This window comes from Paenibacillus sp. J31P316 (assembly GCF_056269105.1).
The window spans coordinates 92,619-111,352 of sequence record NZ_JBWDNI010000015.1 but is presented as its reverse complement, the minus strand read 5'-3'; the positions used below and the strand labels follow the sequence as shown (position 1 = coordinate 111,352).

Annotated in this window: 19 protein-coding genes; 12 read left to right on the top strand and 7 right to left on the bottom strand. The window is 58.1% G+C overall.

From position 1 onward, the window contains the following. Positions 1 to 42: 42 nt before the first annotated feature. Positions 43 to 270 carry a PspC domain-containing protein gene (locus AC0YNU_RS26740; RefSeq protein WP_475761966.1) on the bottom strand — a complete coding sequence of 76 codons (228 nt, stop codon included), beginning with the start codon at positions 268 to 270 and terminating at the stop codon, positions 43 to 45. 412 nt (positions 271 to 682) lie between these two features. On the opposite strand from AC0YNU_RS26740, the gene AC0YNU_RS26735 reads away from it, so the two are divergent. Both AC0YNU_RS26735 and AC0YNU_RS26730 read left to right on the top strand, forming a co-directional pair. After that, a complete protein-coding gene (locus AC0YNU_RS26735; RefSeq protein ID WP_475761964.1) occupies positions 683 to 1,033 on the top strand; it encodes an ArsR/SmtB family transcription factor in 351 nt (116 codons plus the stop codon). 16 nt (positions 1,034 to 1,049) lie between these two features. Continuing rightward, complete coding sequence (locus tag AC0YNU_RS26730) at positions 1,050 to 1,562, top strand: SRPBCC domain-containing protein (protein WP_475761962.1); 513 nt, start codon at positions 1,050 to 1,052, stop codon at positions 1,560 to 1,562. A 137-nt stretch (positions 1,563 to 1,699) separates the two neighbouring features. Here AC0YNU_RS26730 and AC0YNU_RS26725 read toward each other — a convergent pair whose 3' ends face one another. Further along, a complete protein-coding gene (locus AC0YNU_RS26725; protein WP_475761960.1) occupies positions 1,700 to 2,989 on the bottom strand; it encodes a LysM peptidoglycan-binding domain-containing protein in 1,290 nt (429 codons plus the stop codon). A gap of 123 nt (positions 2,990 to 3,112) precedes the next feature. Next, positions 3,113 to 3,943, bottom strand: coding sequence for a hypothetical protein (locus tag AC0YNU_RS26720; RefSeq protein ID WP_475761958.1), 831 nt, complete (start codon positions 3,941 to 3,943; stop codon positions 3,113 to 3,115). 298 nt (positions 3,944 to 4,241) lie between these two features. Here AC0YNU_RS26720 and AC0YNU_RS26715 point away from each other — a divergent pair, with 298 nt between their 5' ends. Further along, positions 4,242 to 4,829 carry a guanylate kinase gene (locus AC0YNU_RS26715; protein ID WP_475761956.1) on the top strand — a complete coding sequence of 196 codons (588 nt, stop codon included), beginning with the start codon at positions 4,242 to 4,244 and terminating at the stop codon, positions 4,827 to 4,829. A 110-nt stretch (positions 4,830 to 4,939) separates the two neighbouring features. Here AC0YNU_RS26715 and AC0YNU_RS26710 read toward each other — a convergent pair whose 3' ends face one another. Then, entirely contained in the window at positions 4,940 to 6,148 is a 1,209-nt protein-coding gene (locus AC0YNU_RS26710; protein ID WP_475761954.1) for a stalk domain-containing protein, read from the bottom strand. 138 nt (positions 6,149 to 6,286) lie between these two features. Next, entirely contained in the window at positions 6,287 to 7,147 is an 861-nt protein-coding gene (locus AC0YNU_RS26705) for a helix-turn-helix domain-containing protein (protein ID WP_475761952.1), read from the bottom strand. Between the two features lie 116 nt (positions 7,148 to 7,263). Between AC0YNU_RS26705 and AC0YNU_RS26700 the strand changes: the two genes are divergently transcribed. The 7 genes from AC0YNU_RS26700 (at position 7,264) to AC0YNU_RS26670 (ending at position 15,258) form a co-directional block, all read left to right on the top strand. Continuing rightward, positions 7,264 to 8,337: a Gfo/Idh/MocA family protein gene (locus AC0YNU_RS26700; protein ID WP_475761950.1), complete on the top strand. Its 1,074-nt coding sequence runs from the start codon at positions 7,264 to 7,266 to the stop codon at positions 8,335 to 8,337. A 132-nt stretch (positions 8,338 to 8,469) separates the two neighbouring features. Further along, on the top strand, positions 8,470 to 9,351 hold the full coding sequence (locus AC0YNU_RS26695) for a sugar phosphate isomerase/epimerase family protein (RefSeq protein WP_475761948.1): 882 nt from the start codon (positions 8,470 to 8,472) through the stop codon (positions 9,349 to 9,351). A 25-nt stretch (positions 9,352 to 9,376) separates the two neighbouring features. After that, positions 9,377 to 10,225 carry a sugar phosphate isomerase/epimerase family protein gene (locus AC0YNU_RS26690; protein ID WP_475761946.1) on the top strand — a complete coding sequence of 283 codons (849 nt, stop codon included), beginning with the start codon at positions 9,377 to 9,379 and terminating at the stop codon, positions 10,223 to 10,225. Between the two features lie 72 nt (positions 10,226 to 10,297). Then, the gene (locus AC0YNU_RS26685; RefSeq protein WP_475761944.1) at positions 10,298 to 10,654 is read left to right on the top strand and encodes a VOC family protein; all 357 of its coding nucleotides are present in this window, start codon (positions 10,298 to 10,300) and stop codon (positions 10,652 to 10,654) included. A gap of 253 nt (positions 10,655 to 10,907) precedes the next feature. Next, positions 10,908 to 12,782 (top strand): stalk domain-containing protein, encoded by a 1,875-nt coding sequence (locus AC0YNU_RS26680; protein WP_475761942.1) that lies wholly within the window; start codon positions 10,908 to 10,910, stop codon positions 12,780 to 12,782. Between the two features lie 69 nt (positions 12,783 to 12,851). After that, entirely contained in the window at positions 12,852 to 14,357 is a 1,506-nt protein-coding gene (locus AC0YNU_RS26675; RefSeq protein WP_475761940.1) for a stalk domain-containing protein, read from the top strand. Between the two features lie 22 nt (positions 14,358 to 14,379). Beyond that, positions 14,380 to 15,258, top strand: a complete 879-nt coding sequence (locus AC0YNU_RS26670) for a helix-turn-helix transcriptional regulator (protein WP_475761938.1) — start codon at positions 14,380 to 14,382, stop codon at positions 15,256 to 15,258. A gap of 114 nt (positions 15,259 to 15,372) precedes the next feature. Here the strand turns inward: AC0YNU_RS26670 and AC0YNU_RS26665 are convergent, their stop codons facing one another. Together AC0YNU_RS26665 and AC0YNU_RS26660 are read right to left on the bottom strand one after the other, a co-directional pair. Continuing rightward, the gene (locus tag AC0YNU_RS26665; protein WP_475761936.1) at positions 15,373 to 16,173 is read right to left on the bottom strand and encodes a phytanoyl-CoA dioxygenase family protein; all 801 of its coding nucleotides are present in this window, start codon (positions 16,171 to 16,173) and stop codon (positions 15,373 to 15,375) included. Next, positions 16,170 to 16,457, bottom strand: a complete 288-nt coding sequence (locus AC0YNU_RS26660; protein ID WP_475761934.1) for a hypothetical protein — start codon at positions 16,455 to 16,457, stop codon at positions 16,170 to 16,172. The genes AC0YNU_RS26665 and AC0YNU_RS26660 overlap by 4 nt, the downstream gene beginning before the upstream one ends. Positions 16,458 to 16,648: 191 nt before the next feature. On the opposite strand from AC0YNU_RS26660, the gene AC0YNU_RS26655 reads away from it, so the two are divergent. Further along, positions 16,649 to 17,947 (top strand): outer membrane protein assembly factor BamB family protein, encoded by a 1,299-nt coding sequence (locus AC0YNU_RS26655; protein WP_475761932.1) that lies wholly within the window; start codon positions 16,649 to 16,651, stop codon positions 17,945 to 17,947. A 195-nt stretch (positions 17,948 to 18,142) separates the two neighbouring features. Beyond that, a complete protein-coding gene (locus AC0YNU_RS26650; RefSeq protein WP_475761930.1) occupies positions 18,143 to 18,646 on the top strand; it encodes a glutathione peroxidase in 504 nt (167 codons plus the stop codon). Positions 18,647 to 18,734: the final 88 nt, after the last annotated feature.

Below are 18,734 nucleotides of genomic sequence, written 5' to 3'. Positions count from 1 at the left end.
TCCTATAGTTGAGTGTTGATATTGTGCGAGACTGGACGACGGTTAGCCGTAGTAATGGAACGGTTGATCGGGCGTCAGTACTTCAAACGGCGCTTTCGGTACCAGCACGCTGGCGACGATGTACAAGAGCAGCGTCGTGCCTAGGCTGAACACGCCGGAAATAAGAAGGATCAGACGGATAATCGTAGGGTCGATACCGAAACGTTGGCCAATCCCGCCGGCAAGGCCTGTCAATTTGCGGTCCAAAGTAGAGCGGTAAAGTTTTTTCATTGTAATCCTCTCCTCATCATCGTTTGTATGGGATTAATCTTCATATCCGTCGGCTCGTATGTGTCGCTGCGTCTGTTGTTTACTCGATATCCTTAGTGTAAAGGGAGAGGGACGTCGCCGAAACCGTCCAGCGGCGGTTCTGAAATCCAGCCTTAAGGCGGGGAAGGACTACGACCTAAGACGGCCCGGAATCGATGGATGCGATGCTGCCTGACTGGGGCAAATGAATCTACGCACGAACTTGGCAGGTATCTGCGCAGCTGCCTGAACCATTTTATGTATATTCCTCAATAAGAATATTCCTTGACAGGAATATTCAATTCAATGTATATTCATATCAACAACAAGATGACTCGCGTGAGGAGGGAGATGAACGTATACCGGGAGACCATCACTTAACGGGGTGAATGACATGACAGCGGACAATCCGGGTATAGACTTGACGACGCTGAGTGCATTGGCTGATCCGAATCGCGTTCTGATCGTCGAGCTCCTGCGCGACGGCCCGCTGACCGTGGGGGAAATCGCCGAACGGTTAGGGCTTCGCCAGCCCCAAGCCTCGAAGCATTTGAAGGTGCTTAGCGATAACGGGATATTGGACGTGAAGGCCGAAGCCAACCGTCGGATCTACAAGCTCCGTCCCGAGCCTTTTCAAGCGCTGGATGCTTGGTTGAAGTCGTTCCGACACGTCATGGAAGACAGATTCGACAATTTGGAGGGTTACTTGCGGGAGCTGCAAAACAAGCCAAATCATGAAATTTAAATTAGGAGGAATGGAAATGTCAAACGCAATGATTTCGAGGGTAGAGGGCGAACGGGTACTGGTGCTGGAGCGTGTCTTCGAGGCACCGCGGGAGCTCGTGTTCAAGATGTTTAAAGAGGCTGAGCATTTGAAGCATTGGTGGGGCCCCAAAGGCTGGGAGATTCCGGTCTGCCATGTCGATTTCAGGCCGGGCGGCGTGTGGCATTACTGCATGAAGTGCGTCGATGAGAACCAAGGACATTTCTATGGCATGGAATCTTGGGGTAAAGGCGTATACGAGGAAATCGTCGAACCGGAGAAAATCGTCTACACCGACTATTTCTCGGATGCCGAAGGCAACGTCAACGAGACGATGCCCTCGACCGATATTACGTTGACGTTCATCGATCTGGGCGGCAGGACGAAGCTGGTCAACCGTGCGATCTATGCGTCGGCGGAGAACCTCAAGACAGTGATGGACATGGGCATGCTGGAGGGCATCACCCAGACGTGGAATCGTCTCGAAGATCGTTTGAACGAACTCAAATAGGGAATACGAAGGTTAACGAGCAACGGGTTGGATGGCTTTCATGATATTTCCGAAGAGAACGACGGTCAAGGAATAATGGCCTATTCATGATTACAGGCGGCTGACAGAAATGTCGGCCGCCCTTTGTGTTTCCGTCTTTAAAGCAGCTTCACGATATCGAAGTTATCCTCCAACAGCAGCCAATTCTGCGGAAAGCTGAGCCCTAGCTTCCAATAGCTGATCCCGCGCAAGCGCAGCTGCTTCATCAAGTTGAACTTGGCTTGAATCGACCTTGCATCCTCGAACCAGACCCGGTGTTCCTTGCGGTTGTCGTCCCAATACGTGAAGTGCGGCGCTTGAGCCGTCGCGTCGTAGAGAATCTCGGCGTTCCGCTGTCTCGCCAGCGCGATAGCCGCCTGGGGACTGAGCGCCTTGGCATAGGCGCCGCCAGGTACATAGGGCAAAGTCCAGTCGTAGCCGTACAAGTTCTGGCCCATCATGATTTTGCCGGCCGGCATTTCAGTGAGCGCATATTCCAGCACGGTACGGACGGGACCGATCGGGGAGACGGGCATCGGCGGTCCGCCGCTGTAGCCCCACTCGTACGTCATGATGATGACGAAATCCGCGATCGCGCCATGCGCCTTGTAGTCATGCGCGGAGTACCAAGCCCCTTCTTGGGTCGCGCTGGTCTTGGGCGCAAGGGCGGTCGACATCGAGAGACCGGCGGCATGAATGGGGATGACCGCCTTGCGCAAGAATCGATTGTAAGGCTCCCGGTCCGATGGCAGCAGATGCTCCAGATCGAAATGGACATCCTTGTAATTCAAATCCTTCGCCGTCTTCAAGATGTTCGCGATCAGCTTATCCTGCAGGGCGGCATCGCTCAGAATGAGATGGCCCAAATCGGAGCTGAACTGATCGCCCTCGAGGTTGGTAACGGTCAACATCATCGCTGTCCGCTGCTTCGCCGCAATGCTGCCCAAATCGCCGAGCGGCGGCAGCGCAAGCGTGCCGTCGCGCTGAATGCGGAAGCTGGACGGAGCCAGGTACGTCAGATGCGGAGCCGCCTGCCTGGCAGCCTCGGTCAGCGCGGGCGACACCGCCGTGCCGCTCGGAGCGATATACGCGTTCACGTAAGCGCGCCGCTTCGGCATCGGCGGTATATACAGCCTTGTTCCTACGTTCAGCGGAGCGTTCAAATCGATTCCGTTGACGGAAGCGAGCCTGGCTGCGGTCGTGCCGAATTTGGCGGCGATCGCTGTCAATGTATCACCGGACGCCACGTAATAATATTGGCCCACGATGGGGATGACAAGCGCCTGTCCGATCACCAGCGTTTGGCTCGGCAATATTTCATTGGCTGCCGTAATCGCGTCTATCGGAACGCCGTAAGCCTGCGAGATCCGGTAGAGCGACTGTCCCGCCTGCACGACATGAATCTGCATCGCCTGCTCCCTCCCATATGCCTGTCTTATGAATCCCGCGAAAAGGCTCTCTTCCTAAACTATTCGGGCATTCTTCCGCACATGTCAGGCTTCTGACGATGGCAGGGGCAGCGGAGCTCGTCGTTACCGGGTCGGAATCTGTGCGCTGACTTGGTTAATGATGGCCGTGATCTTGTTCTCATGCTCGATGACGCGGGTTTTCTGATCGATGATGCTCCTCGACAGCGTGACAAGCGAAGAGAGAGATTGCAGCGTTCCCGCGTGCGAACCGCTCTTCACGCAGGCGTTCAGCGTCTTGACGACGCCGGGGATGGTCTTCTTCGTCCCGGATACGGAGGCAAACGCGACCTTGGATTGCGCATGGATGGGCGTGATGGCCGCCAGGATGGTCTTGAGCGACTTAACCGTCTTGGCTGTCGCCGCCTTAGCCGCCGAGAGCGCGTCCTCCCGGATCCGGATGTCCGCCCGCGCCAGCTGCACGGCCGGCTTGAGCATATCCGCCTGCCGTTTCAGAATGGCCGTCAATTCCTTCAGTTTAAAGGCCCGAGCATCGGCAATCTGCTTATTGACCGTGGTATAGAGCGTGAAGAGCGGCTGGTACTTATTGCGCAGCGCGCTCAGATCGTTGGCCATCCGACTCAGCTTGTCCGCGTCGATGAGCTTGATGCGCTGGTTCACGGCATCGAGCGCTTTGGCGTTGTTCGCGTGCAGCGTGCCGTAACGGTCATCAAGGCTCGTCTCCTGCCGTTGTACGGCTTGAAGGCTGACCGTCTGCGCGTTCAGCTTGTCCTTCAAGGCCGCCGGAGCGGCTGCGATGTGCTTGCCGAGCGCGGACTGCGCGGTCTGAGAGAGCGAGACCGAAGCTGCGGCAGCCGTGTTCGGAACGAGCAGCAGGAAGGCAAGCCAAGCAAGCAGCATGGATGAAAACGCAGTCAACCTCATAGACTTTAACATAGACAAATGTCCTCCTTTGCCGCGGATCACCGCCGGAAAACGCAAAAAACCCGCAAGAAAGGCATGATGAGCCTTTACTTACGGGTGCTTCCGACGCAAGTGAACCGCGAACATATGTTTTTATAAAATATATCCGATCGTTTCGAAATAGTCAAGCCGTGCAAGGTTTGGATATTGCTGGCATTTCGTGACATGCGGTATAATTGCTATAAACAGTGCTGGGATACGAAGAATGCCGACGAATATCAGACTCGCAGAATGACGATCGCCAATCGACCGATTTCAGGAGGCTGAGACGATGAACGAACAGCTGGATCGCAAGCTGATTTTCGTATTTACGGGTCCGGACGGCTCCGGACGCAAGACAGTTGCCGACAGCGTCGGCGCCACGCTTGGCATTGCCAAGGTGATTTCGTACGCGACCCGCAAGCCGCGTCCCGGCGAAGCGAACGGCCAGGATTACCATTTCATATCGCCGGAGCTGTACGAACAATTCGACCGCGCGGGCGACTTCATCGAGAGCATCTGCATGAACGGCAATCACTACGGGGTACGCGGCATGGATATTGAACAAAGCCTGCTGCAGAACGGAAGCGTTTTCCTCATTCTCAACACCGAAGGGGCTCAGCTGCTGAAGGAGCGGTATGGCGACGAGGTCGTCCGATTGTTCATCTACGCCGACAGGCGGACGGTACAGGAACGCCAGCAGGAAGCGGGAGTCGATCCCGATCTCGTCCGATTCCGAATGGATCAGTACGAGACGGCGATCGCGTACCAGACACGCTGCGAGCATGCCTTCGAGAATTACGATCTTGCGCATACGGTGTTCGATATTTCCAATACGCTGGAGCATTATCTGCAGCGTAATTTGGTCGAACGCGACTGAAGCGACTGCCCTTCTTGCGGGGCATCGCTATAGAATAACAGCCCGCCCTTCCAAGACCGGAGGGCGGGCTGTTTGATTAGGAGCCAAGCGCCCCCGTGACAAATGCTTTCCTAGACGTTGTCCAGAAGCGGTTCGACTTTAATGAGCTTGCCCGTGCCTTCATCGATCCATTGTCCGTCTTCCGTCTTGCGGAAGGTTACGGCCATGAAGACCCGGCTGTTCGGATAATCCGGACCCTTGACCTTCTCGATCGTCTGGATGACGTAAATGACGGCCTCGGTGTCCGTGTAATCGACGATGCGAGACAACTCGGTCGTGTATTTGAGATCGTACGCGTCGAATAATTGCTTGACCGTATCCATCGATTGGTCTAAATTCGGCGCCTTCGGATCGATCGTCGCCCGATAAGCATCGAGATCCTCGGCGGTGGAAGCCAACGACTGCTTGTCGATCAGCGCCAGAATCGCGGCCTTATCGTCCGCCGGAACGTCCGCCTCATGGCTCAGGACGTCATCCGTGTTCACGTAATCGAACTGAAGCAAGCCGATCGAGCGAACCTTCCACTGCTTATCTTGACCGCGCTGCAGTCCCAACTGGATGACGCTGTCGTTGTCCAGGTAGAAGCCGCCGCTTACTTTGGCCGCGTGCTGGCTGACCGTGATGTTCGCCGAGTACGGCGTGAAGTCCTGAATGTCCAGCAGTTTCGACGTCGTGCGGACGATGGGGTCTCCGGCTTTCGGCGCTCCCTGCAATTTAACCGCCTCGTAGATCGGGGAGTCCGGAACGAGCAGCGAGAGGAAACCGTTCAGATCGCCGTTCGAGTCGAAGCTGTCCATTTGCGCGAGCAAAGTCTGCAGATCCTTTACTTCGGCTGCGGACGGCGCTTTGGCGCTGATCGTGATCTTCCGGGCGGCGGCGTTCCAATCCACGTTCATGCCCGTCGCTTCCCCGACGTAGCGAAGCGGCACGAGCGTGCGGCCTTCCTTCACGATCAGCTTGACGGGCTTCGGCGAAGCTTGTCCGTTCACGGAGGCGGCTCCGGTCGCGGCGTTCAAGACCAGGGAGACGCCGATCGACGAGCCTGTGATCGTCTTGCTCTTCGCATCGTAGGCGACTTCGAAGCCGAGCGCCTTGAACAAGGCTTTGAACTCGACATAGGTGGTGCCGTTCGCCGTCAGAGGCGGCGCGTTGAACGTGATCTTCTGGCTGCCGATCCATACGGTAATGGGCGGTTTCGACGCGGTTGCGGCGGAAGCCATGCCCGAGAAAGCCGTCAGGAGCAGCAGGGCTGCAAGAATAAGCGCACTGATTTTCTTCAAACTAACACTCCTCACAAATAATGGGAATAATGACATGGATACTACTATATCAAGATTCCCATGGGCTGCATAGAGCAATTGGGAGGGTTTTGCGCCTGCCTGCCGTGTCCAGCGTAACCGCTGCCTCATCTGGAAATGCTACCCCATCTGCGAACGGTACATCGTCGGCGCGGCATCCGTGAATTTCTTGAACAGCCGAGAGAAATAGAACATGTCGGAATAGCCGAGCAGTCCGGCGATTTCCATCACCGTCTTGTCGGTATTCAGCAGCAGCTTCTTCGCCTCCGCGATCTTCAGGCGATGAACGAATTCGCCGAGCGGGTAGCCGGTGTAATCATGCACGATCCGCCGCAGGGTAGGGACGGAGATATGGTGCCTGACGGCGATTTCGCCGGCGCTGGGCTTGCCGTACACGGTGGCTCCCAGGTCGTCGAGCAGCTGGTGGATGAACAGCGTCCTGCTGCTGCTCGTTTCCGGCTGGCGGAAGCGCAGCGACATATCGAAGAGCATCGATTCCAATGCCAGCGCGGCACGATCCTGATTGGCCGGAACGCCGCTTCCGAGCAGCCCGAAGATCAGCTCGATTTTGCTGAAGAAGCTTTCTTCCGTCCCGACGTGCTTGACGGTCTCCGGCTGCTCGTACCAGCTCGCCAGCCACTCCTGAATTCTTGCGCCCTCCAGCGAGAAATAATACTCGTCCCAGAAGCCCTCGTCCTCCGGGCCGTATTGGAACACCTCGCCCGGATACAGACAGAACAACGATCCGGCTTCCACCGTCTGCCGCTGGCCGTCGCCCGCCTGAAAATAACCCCGTCCCGCGCCGATGTAGACGAACGCCCAATAATCGAATTTCGCGTCCTTGCGCTGCATGATGCGGCCGGGCAAATGGCCCGCGCCCCGAAGGAGGAGGGACTGCACCCGGAGCTTCTTCAAATCGATGACATTGTCATAGAGACGAATCGGAAGGGGACTGATCATATAATCCATATAGGTTGGCATGATGTGCATTCACCCCTTGGTATCATCATGATAAGGTATAGAAAGGTTTAATTATAATTGTCATGCAAGGCCATTATATCGGGCATAGCGCCCAAAGGGAAGGGAGCTTTTTTATCATGTCGACAGAGGGAAAGAAGCTGCGCATCGGCGTCATTGGAGCAGGGTCGATTTCCGGCCTGCATTTGGAGGCGTACAAGCAATGTTCGGATACGGTAATCGCGGCGATTTGCGACTTGAACGAGGAGCGGGCGAAGGCAGCCGCGGCCAAGTACGGCGCGGAGCAAGTATACACGAATTATCGGGAGCTGCTGGCGGATCCGAGCATCGACGCGGTCAGCATCTGCACGTGGAATAACACCCATGCCGAGATCAGCATCGCGGCGCTGGAAGCCGGCAAGCATGTGCTGTGCGAGAAGCCGATGTGCAAAACGGTCGAGGAAGCAGAGCGGGTGCAGGAGGCCGTGCGTCGTTCGGGCAAAATCCTGCAGGTCGGCTTCGTAAGACGTTACGCCGGCAGCGTGGACGTATTGAAGCGGTTCATCGACGCGGGCGAGCTCGGCGAGATTTATTATGCCAAAGCTTCCTGCCTTCGCCGGCTCGGCAATCCGGGCGGCTGGTTCTCGGACTCGAGCCGTTCCGGCGGCGGACCGTTGATCGATCTCGGCGTACATATTATCGATCTATGCTGGTACCTGATGGGTCGTCCGAAGGTAAAGAGCATCAGCGGAAACACGTATCGGAACCTCGGCAACCGCGCGCATATCCAGAATCTCTCCTTCTATAAAGCGGCTGACTACGATGCGTCGCGCAACGATGTAGAGGACGCGGCAAACGCGGTCATCCGGTTCGAGAACGGCGCGTCGCTGCTCGTCGACGTCAGCTTCACGCTGCATGCGGCGAAGGATGAGCTGTCCATTAAGCTGTACGGCGACAAAGGCGGCGCGGAGGTCGAGCCGGCGCTCGTCGTCATGTCCGAGAAATACGATACGATCGTCAACTCGACGCCTCAAATCGACCATGCGAGCTTCGACGCGAACGAGGCGTTCGGCAGGGAGATCGCGCATTTCGCCGGCAGCTGTCTCGGCCGCGTCGAGACGCTCAGTCCCGTGGAAGACGGGCTGGAAGTGACGCGCATGCTGAGCGCGATTTACGAATCGGCGGCGAAGGGCACGGAAATTCATTTTGATTAATTGATGTAGGTTGATCGATAGTTTCATTATGATTCAAGCCGGCAGCCCTGGCGGTGGATGCGGACTGGGAATAGCAGGACGTTTGTTTCCGGCGGGGCGCGGGTAATTCGAGAATAAGGAAGGTTGAGAGGCATGAGCAATCCATTGATCAATAAAATCGGCGTTATCGTGGACAGCTTCGGCGTCGGCGTGCGCGAAGGACTGCTGAAGGCGAAGGACGTCGGCGCGGAAGGCGTGCAGATCTACGCGGTGTCGGGCGAGATGGACCCGGCGAATCTGGATCAAGCGGCTCGCAAGGAGCTGCGCGGCTACATTAGCGGATTGGGTCTGGAGATCGCGGCGCTCTGCGGCGATCTCGGCGGCCATGGCTTCCAGGACGCGGCGGCGAATCCGGCCAAGATCGAGAAATCGAAACGGATCCTCGATCTTGCGGTAGAGCTCGGTACATCCGTCGTGACGACGCATATCGGCATCGTTCCGGATGACCGGAACAGCGCCGTCTATGCTGCCATGCAGAGCGCTTGCGAGGAACTCAGCCAATATGCGAAGAGCATGAACGCTTATTTCGCGATCGAGACGGGACCGGAGCCTGCGGCGCATCTGAAGAGCTTCCTCGATACGCTCGGCACGAACGGCGTGTCCGTCAATTTCGATCCGGCGAACATGGTTATGGTGACCGGCGATGATCCCGTGCAAGGCGTAATTACATTGAAGGATTATATCGTGCATACGCACGTTAAGGACGGCAAGCGGCTGCGCATCGTGGATCCGCGACAAGTATACGGATTCCTCGGCTACGAGAAAATGTCGCATGAGCATATCGCCGAGATGGCATCCGGCGGACCTGATTTCGCGGAGGTGCCGCTTGGCGAAGGCGGCGTCGATTTCGACGCGTATTTCGCGGCGCTGCAGAGCATTGGATATAAAGGCTATTTGACGATCGAGCGTGAAGTCGGCAACCAGCCGGAGGAAGATATTCGCAAGGCGGTAGCATTCATTAAACGGTACCGTTAAGGTGCCAGGAGAGGCGGAACAAGCGATGAAGATTGCGGTAAGCGTATGGAGCTGCCACAAGTATGTGCAGGACGGTTCATGGAGCAATGCGGATTTTATCGATTATGCGGCAAGCATCGGCGCGCAGGGCATCGAGCTGCTGAGCGCGTTCTGGAAGCCTGAAACCGACGTGCCGGAGGTTCGGGAGGCGCTCGCGAGAACGGGTCTGAAGCTGGCCTGCTTCGGCGCCTGCAACGATTTCGCCCGCGTGTCGAAGGAAGAGCGGACGGCTGCGCTCGAGGATATCAAGAAGTCGGTCGATGCAGCGGCGCTGCTGGGCGCGCGGGTCGTTCGCGTGTTTGCCGGCGACGCCAAGGACGGCATCAGCTACGAGCAAGGCAAGGTATGGATCGTGGAAGGCCTGCTGGAAGCGGCGGCTTATGCCCAAAGCAGGGAGATTATCCTCTGCCTGGAAAACCACGGCGTATTCGCGGGCAGAAGCGAGCAGGTGAAGGAGCTGATCGAGCAGGTCGATTCGCCGGCGCTTCGGAGCACGTTCGACATGGGCAATTTCCTGCTCGTCGACCAGGAACCTGGACCTTCTTTCCAAGAGCTTGGCCCGTACATCTCGCATGTGCATGCGAAAGACTTCAAGCTTGCCGAAACTGGCGAAGCCGGTTCATATGGTACGCTGAGCGGCAAAGCTTCCTATTTCGGCGTCGTTCCGACGGAAGGCGATGCCGGCGTGGCCGATATCGTGTCCCGTCTGGACGCCATTGGCTATATGGGCTGGATGAGCGTCGAGTACGAAGGACTGGAAGAGCAGAAGGCCGGCACGGCGAGAGCGGTAGAACTGCTGCACGGTATCGTGCCCGGTCCGAAGAAGCACGTGTAAGTTTGACCGAATAGGGGTAATGCATGGGTAGGCAGCGCGAAACGAACCTATAGACGAAAGCGGGGGAAGCCCATGAAGCCGCTCATCAAGAATGGCCTGATCGGCGTGATGCACTATGTCCGGGATCTGGATCATGCCAGCGCCTGGTATTGCGAGAAGCTCGGCCTGGAGCTGAGAGGTTACGGCCAGAACGATTTCGTCGAGCTCGGTCTCGACGGCCACTATGTCATGCACCTGTTCAAAGACGAGGCTGCGCAGCCGGCGGAGCGCGCGACGTTCGCGTTCGATACGCCGGACATCGAAGCCGCGCACGCGATGCTCGGGGACCGCGGCGTGGCGGTCGGTCCGTTGGAGCTGTACGGCGATCATCGGTCGTTTACGTTCAGGGACTCCGACGGCAACGCGCTCATGATGTGCCAATATAATTAAGCGATTCGAAGCGGCAGGTCCGCAGCGGCTCGCGCCGGAAGCCGATCGGGCTTGCGGCGGGGCTGCTGCGGATTTTTTTGTGCCGCCGCGCTGCATTCGGACGTTCGCAAGCCGCGGGGCGCAACCTTTTGCGCAGCGGAAACGTCAACGATAGCAACAAGCAAAGTATCGATCAAAAGCATCAATTAAAGCACCAATCAAAGCAGCAGCTAAGAGACGGCACGCGGAACAAAATGATTCGGGAGGCGAACGAATGAAACGTCGGCGATCATCGAGGCTGCTGCTTGCGGCTGCGCTGCTGCTCGCCTCAAGCGATGCGGCTATTCAGACCGCGCGGGCCGCAGGACCTGCGGAACAGGCCATTCCCGCAGGTCCGACAGCCGGGGAGGCCGGGAGCCGAACCGCCAATTCGGCACTGTCCGGCAATGCCGCGGCACCGGCTGCAGCAGCTGGGACAAGCGCAACCGAACGGGCGATGCTGGATCCGGGTTTCGGTTATTTCTCGCATTTCACGCATGATTTGGCGATGAGCCTGCTGGCGGACAGCCCGGTGACCGCGTATTTGCCGACTCGGCTGCCTGACGCGGGCTGGCAATATTATGGCCTGAAGAGCGCGCTTAGCGAGAGAGGCTATTCAGTCACGGCCTTCCGTACAACGAAAGCGCAGGCGGCCTCGGAGACGCTGCCTGGGACCGACAAGGGAGCAGCGGTCGATCCCGCAGCCGTGCTGTACCTGCTGAAGGCGGGCTCGCAGGCAGAAGCGAAGGTGACCGTGCCGCAGGGAGCGAAGCAGCTGCAAAGCGCCGGCGGCTGGACCTATTGGGCGGACGGAGACGCAGATGCCGCGGCGCTGGCGAAAACCTTCGCCGCGATGGCCAAACCCGGAGCGCCGGTGACTGGCGCAAGCGGAACCGTGCTTGCAGCGGGAAGCGGGAGCAAGGCGGTCTATTCTGCCAGCTGGACGGTAGACGGCAGCACGTATTACTCGTTTGTCAGCCATGGTTCCTTGGCGGATTTCACCTCCATGCTGACGAGCTTCCGGCCCGTGGCGAATCTGCTCCGGTCCGCGGACGTCGTGCTGCTTCCGAAAGAGCTGCAGTTGAGGCTTCAGGTGGGCCGCGGGCAATTGTTTGAGCCCTACGAGAACCAGTTCATTTCCCTTACCCAATCCCCGGCCGTGCATGGCGGCTCCGTCTATCTGCCGCTTCGCGATATCGCGACCGTGATCGGCGGGGAAATTCAATATGTCGGCAAGGAAGGCGCCGTTTACGTATCGCAGAACGGCTATGACAACGAGCTGAAGCTGAATTTGCGGACGGGCGCGGTCACTCGGGACGCCAAGAAGCTTGGCACCGTCAAGCCGGTCGTACAAGACGGCACGACGCTGGTGCCGCTGCGATTCATGACGGAGCAATTCGGACTGCCGGTGGACTACGACGCGGCTTCGAAAGCCGTGACGGTGCATGCGAGCAAGTGGGCCGAGAATTATAATCCGCTGCAGACGAGCGGCGAAGCGGATTTGAACGTGAAGGTGTTCACGATCAACGGGCCGCCGTTTCTGTACGAGAACGAGAGGGCAGGCATTAACGCCTACCATGCTTATACGAACCTGAAGTCGCCGCAAGGCTATAACGGGTTGAAATACGTCACGTACGAGGTCGGAATCCCGCTCATTCCGGGGGATAACGAGCTGGTGCTGCGGGATATGCAGAACAGCCGCGTCATCGACGCCATTCCGATCGGCGGAACGGTGAAGCCGGAGAACGTGCCGTTTCGCTACAGCGGTCTGACGTGGTTCGACGGCTTGGATCTGAAGATGAAGCTGACATCCGGCAATGGCCGATCCTGGCCGGCCGGCTATGCCGAGACGGACAGCGCGGTGGATTTGACGAGCGATGCGAATTTTAAGGCGTTTGCCTTCACATCCTTGAAGGTGGGCTATCAAATAGGGACGACGATGAGCAGCATCGTATCCGTGCCGATCAAGGACGGCAAGTTCGCTTACCGGCTGCAGTTGAATAAGGGACCCGGTACGTACGTCGTGACCGTCTACGCGCCCAATTCCTATCCCATGACGGATTTAGCGGCGATCCTAAGCTTCATTGTCGTCGTGCCCAAGGCGGGCTAATGTCGGGAGCGGGAGACAGCCGGATAGCGCAACGAATTGATTCGTTCAAACAGAGAGGAGTTTCAAGCCATGGCATTCCGATTCAAAAGCGTTCTGCTTGCAGCCTTGGCGGCAAGTATGCTTCCTTGCGGGGCCGCAGCGACGGCTGCGCCCGTCGCCGCTTCGCAGCCAGCAGTTCGTTCAGCGGCTAACGTCGCCCCGGCGACTGCCGGGACGGCGTTCAAGCAAATCGCCGCCGGCACTTATTATTCCGTCGCCCTGCGCGCGGACGGCACGGTGTGGACCTGGGGCCGCAATTTGTGGGGCGAGCTCGGCGTGCTGAAGGATAACGCCGTCACCGCTCTTGCGGCGCCTGTCCGCCTGCCAAGTTTGTCGGGCATCACCGCCATATCGACCAACGGCACCGGCATGCAGGTCGGGCTCAAGAAGGACGGCACCGTTTGGGAATGGGGGGCTATCGCGGGCCTCAAGTCATCCCCTCGCGACTCGGAGCTGCCGAAGCAGGTCGCAGGACTTACGGCCGTGAAGGCAGCGGCGGCATTCGGCGCCGGCGGAGGCGTCGCGCTGCAAGGGGACGGCAAGCTGTTCGTATGGACGCATGACGCCGCTGACGGAGAGCTTCGTGTGAGTCAGGTGCCCGGCGCCTACAACTGGAGGAGCGTGACCTCCGGAGGGAATATCGTAACCGCGCTGGATGCGCAAGGGAATGTTTGGGGAATCCGGGCCGGTCAGGAAACGGACGGAAGCACGTCCGTTCCGAAGCCTTTTCGCATGACGGGTTTGCCGGCCATGAAGCAGGTATCGGGAAGCAACGCTTATCTATATGGCAAGCTTTACGGCGTAGATCGCAAGGGAGGCGCCTGGACGTGGGCGTTGAATCCGACTGCGCCTGCCGCCGGTAATGGAGAAACCCAGGCTGCTATTCCCGTCAAAGCGACGCGCGTGCATGCCGAGCTGAAGGTGAAGGAGATTCAGGGAGGCTTCTACGGGATGCTGCTGACCGAGAGCGGCGAAGTGTGGTCGCTCGATAAAGGCACGACCGGCAAGTCCGGCAAGGTTGGCGGGCTCTCCGGCATCGTCTCGGTCGCAGGCGGTTACCGCCATGATCTAGCGCTGGACAATAAAGGGCGGATATGGGGCTGGGGAGGCGACAAATGGTACGAAGGCGGCAGCCTGGCGTCGTCCCCGGACGGCATGCTGTATGCGCCGACGCCGGTACAGCCGGCCATCAACGTCTACGTGAACGGCCAGCTGCTCGTCTCGACGTTTCCTGCCCGGATCGACAGCGGCAGCGTGTCGGTTCCCATGAAGGCAGCGCTGCAGGCATTGGGCGGCACCTTCGTCAGCAATCCGGCGGATAACACGACGATGTTCGCGTATAAACAAAAGACGGCCATGCTGCATGCGGACGGCAAGGGAGTCAGGGTGAACGACACGCAGGAGGTATCGCTTCCAGCCGTTAAGCGTGGATTCTCCGGGGTGACCATGATTCCCGTCTTTCTTCTGAAGCTTCTCGGCGTTCAGGCGACCTGGGATGCGAAGCTCGGGGAACTGCGACTGGACGGGAACGAATGAACGCGGCGGGTGGATTCCATACATGAACGGGACGGTTAGCATGCCAAAAGAAGCATTAAGCAATTATATAGCCAATATGCAGCTGCAGCTGTCGGAAGCGGCGTATTTTCACTGCACGGCGAGCTGGCATCACATGGACGTATTGTCGGATTTCAATCGGCTTTATTATTTTCTGGGTGAGGGCGGCCATCTCCGAATCGGGGAGGAAGAGCTATACCCGAAACGCGGTCAGCTGGTCGTGCTGCCGGCTGGCACGATGCTGTCGGTGCGGGCGATGGAGGGCAGGGAGTTCGCCAAGTATTTCTGCCACTTCCAGGCAAAAAGCGGCGACCAGGAACTGTTCCAGCTGCTGGAGACGCCGAGCTGCGTCGATGCGGCGGACCCGGAGGCGACGGCGCGGACGTTCGGCGAACTGGTGCGGCATTACCGCGGCGGCGAGCTGACATCCATGCTGCGCGCGAAGCTGCTGCTCCAAGAGCTGCTGTGCCAGTTCATTGAACGGGGCGGACATACGAAGCTGCGGCAGCCGGCAAACGAACATGTCGATAAGGTCAGCCGGGTACTGGCGTATATCGACCATCACTTGGCGGATGGCGTCACGCTGGAGCAGCTGGCGGAGCTGGCGCATTTTCATCCGAACTATTTTATCCGTTTCTTCAAATCGGCGACGGGGCGTTCGCCCGTGCAGTATATGAACCAGCGGCGGATGGAGAAGGCGAAGTCATGGATGGCCGTTACCGATATTTCGGTCTCGGAAGCCGCTGAACGCATCGGCAGCTCGCTCTATCAATTCTCCAAAATGTTTAAACAGTATACGGGTACCAGTCCCAGCGAATACCGCAAAATGATGCGGATCCAGCAGTCGCGGGAGCTGCAGGAGGAGCGGGGGATGCAAGGCTAGCGGGATTCCGTACATAGCGATACAACAGAACAATGGGAGCCGCCCTGGAAGCAATCGCTTCGGGGGCAGCTCCCATTGTTTTATAAATGGAGCGGGATAGCGGGATGACGATCCTCAAATCCCCATCCGCGTCAACGCGCCTTCGAACGACACGTCCACGCTGTCGTCTCCGGTCACGTAGCGCCACAGCTTGGCGCGCTGCATGTGGTCGAGCCGATCCTCGTTGCCCTGCCAGCGCTGGTAGCCCTGTCCGATAATGCGGCGGACCTCCGGGCTATCGTAGCCGTCCAGATTGAACAGGCCGCGCTGCTCCTGCCCCGGGCGGAGGCGCAGCTTGAAGACGTACCGCGTGCGGTCCGTTGCGTTCGGCTGCGCGCAGTGCCAGATGCCGTGATGGAGAATGGCGAGCGTGCCCGCCTTGCCGGCAAGCTGGCGCTGTCCGACGATGTTTTTGTAGCGGGCGAGGCTGAACGTATTGATTTTACGAAGATGCGAGCCGGGAAGGATGAGGGTCGGGCCCATCTCCGGCGGCGCGTCATGGGAGAAATAGAAGAGCTGGATGTCGAAGGCATGCGGCCTTACGTCGATGATGGAATCTCCGTGCCAGTCCTGCGCTACGGGATAGTTGTCCGGAACGATGTGCAGGAACGAGTGGTCATAGACCGGCTGGCGGCCGACGAGGCTGTGAATAATGCCTTGCACCTCCGGCAGCTCGAATACTTCGCGGATCGCCGCAGACGTCTGCCAAAACGTATGTCCTTGTCCCCCGGTGCGCTGTTCCTCGTATACCCGTTCGTTCAGATGCTGCGGCACGAACGCATCCAGAAGAAGAAAACCGTCCGTCACGAACCGGGCCATCTGTTCCGCGCCCAGCAGCTGCCCGCGATCGACTTCGGTCATATTCAGCTTGCTCATGCAATCGCCACCTTTCTTTCGAGCACGTATTCATAGGGCAAGTGGCCGGTATCATGCTCTTGGCCGGCTGGATAGCTGGACAGCGCCGGGACCTGCATGACGTTCCATCCGTCGCGCATGGCATGCAGCACCGAAGCATACGGCGGCACCGAAGCGTCTCCGGTATTCATTTGCAGCGCATCTTCCGGTGCGGCGCCGTCATACAGCGACCAGGCAATGACCGGCGACTTGAGATCGGGTGTCGTTAGATTCAGAAACAGGATTTGCTGTCTGGTTTCGCTCAAGCGAAGAACCCTCCTTTGAATAAGCGGCGTTGGAACCGCTTGCATGCCCTCATTTTATCGGGAAGCGCCGTTTCTTGGGATATGCAGAATTAAGGACGATTTGTGTTAAATTAAGGTTATTATCATTGGGTGTAACCTTTTGCGCGTTGTCGTCGTCTACATACCAACAAACAACGGAGAGGGGTGCCGACATGCGATTTCTTCAAAAGGCTGCGATGGTGATTGCACTGACTATGCTTGGAGGTGCGACGACGGTATTGGCGGACAGCATGGGCGGGCATACCTCTTATATCGGAAACAACTTGGACAATCCCGTTCAAGTGCCGGATGCGCAGACGGTATGGTCGCAGGCGATGGATAAGCCCGACGTCGACTACATGATGGGCGAAGGTACGGCGGCCACGGACGGGGAGCGGGTCTTTTTCCTGCAGAACGGCAAACTTACGGCGGTACAGGCTAGCACGGGCAAGAAGCTGTGGGCGTATGGGGGAAATCTGAAGGCTCCGCTGCTGGCTGACGGCGGACGGGTGTTCGCGATGTCCGGGGACGGCAGGCCGGTGTCGGTGGATGCCAAGTCGGGCAGTAAGCTATGGGCGTCCAAGACGACGGTGAAGGATGCGCGCAAGCTGTATGCAGACGGCGGACGGTTGTACGTGCAAAGCGACGGCGTAACGGCGTTCCGGATCGCGGACGGCGCGTATTTGTGGAAGCAGGGAGACTATTACGGGGACTTGGTGTTCAAAGGCAACTACATGCTGGCGGCGAGCGTGGTGTCGGGCGCATACAGCTATGACGTGCTCCATGCGGTCGACTGCAGGACCGGCAAGCAGGCGTGGGAACTGGCGAACGAAAGCTTGCCCATCGATATTCGCGGCGGCGTCATCCTATCCGAGCGGCAAAGGACGATTTTCAATCACGTGCTGCTGACGACGCTGGATTCCATCGATATCGCAACGGGCAAAATCGTCAAGACGCGCGTGTACAATCCGGAACGCGTGGACGTCTCGAAGATCGACTTCTACGGTCCGGGGCAGGCTTGGGTTCAGGGGGATGACGTGTTCATCGCGTACGGAAACACCGTCTATCGGTATTCCCTCTTGGAAGATCCGGCTACGGCTGGGCGCGACAGCTACACGGCGCAGCAAGGCGTAGACCTGCGCTATGCAGCGGGCCCGTACGACGGGCGGTTGTTCTATTCGAACGGAGACGGCGTCTATGGCGTGAAGCTGGCGAACAAGTATCCCGTGTTTTACAATGGCGGCATGTCTAACCCCGTAGCCCGTTTCGATCTGATCGGACACGGGATGTACGTCGCTCAAACCGACGGCAGGCTGATCGCGATGGATTTGATCAAGGCGGAGCCGGTCGTGCGGCTGAATACGGGAGCGCGCGTCTTCGGACCGACGTTGAAGGCGGGCTCCATGATCGTCGTGCAGGCCCAAGGCAAGCTGATCGCGTTCAAAGAGCCGGCGCAGCTGGCGATGAAATAAACGGCTGGGATGAAAAGAGCGCGGAGAAGAAATAAGCAGCAGCGGTAGGTGCGTCGTCCAGCTTGGGCGGTGCATTTGCTGTTTTTACGCATGCTTCCGTGGGAGAAGGCCGAGAATAAGCGATACGCGCTCTTTTCAAATGACGTTTAATTGTTTAAAATAATATTGTGTAAAATTAAAATGAGGTGATTCGCGATGAGTGTTTATGATTTCACAGTTCACACGTCCCGAGGCGAGGAGAAGCCGCTTTCCGATTACCGCGGCAAGGTGCTGCTGATCGTGAACACCGCGACGAAATGCGGCCTCGCTCCGCAGTTCAAGGGGCTGGAGCAGCTGCATCAGAAATACAAGGATGAAGGGCTTGCCGTGCTTGGTTTCCCGTGCAACCAATTTAGGGACCAGGAGCCGGTCAAGGACAGCGAGATGCAGGAGACCTGCCAAATCAACTTCGGCGTCACCTTCCCTCTGCTTGGCAAGATCGACGTTAACGGGGAGAATGCCGACCCGCTGTACAAGTATTTGAAGAAGGAAGCATCGGGCTTCCTGAGCTCGTCCATCAAGTGGAACTTCACCAAATTTCTCGTGGATGCGGAAGGCAATGTCGTGAAGCGGTTCTCGCCGACAACCAAGCCGCTCAAGATCGAAGGGCAGATCCGGAAGCTGCTCGAAGGCGCGAAGACCGAAACGCCGGTTGGGTAAAGCGGGATGGACCGAGCAAGAAGCTAGTCGTGCGCAGTTAATCGCAAGCAAGCAGCGAATCGTGGAATTTAGGTGACGAAGTGAAGCG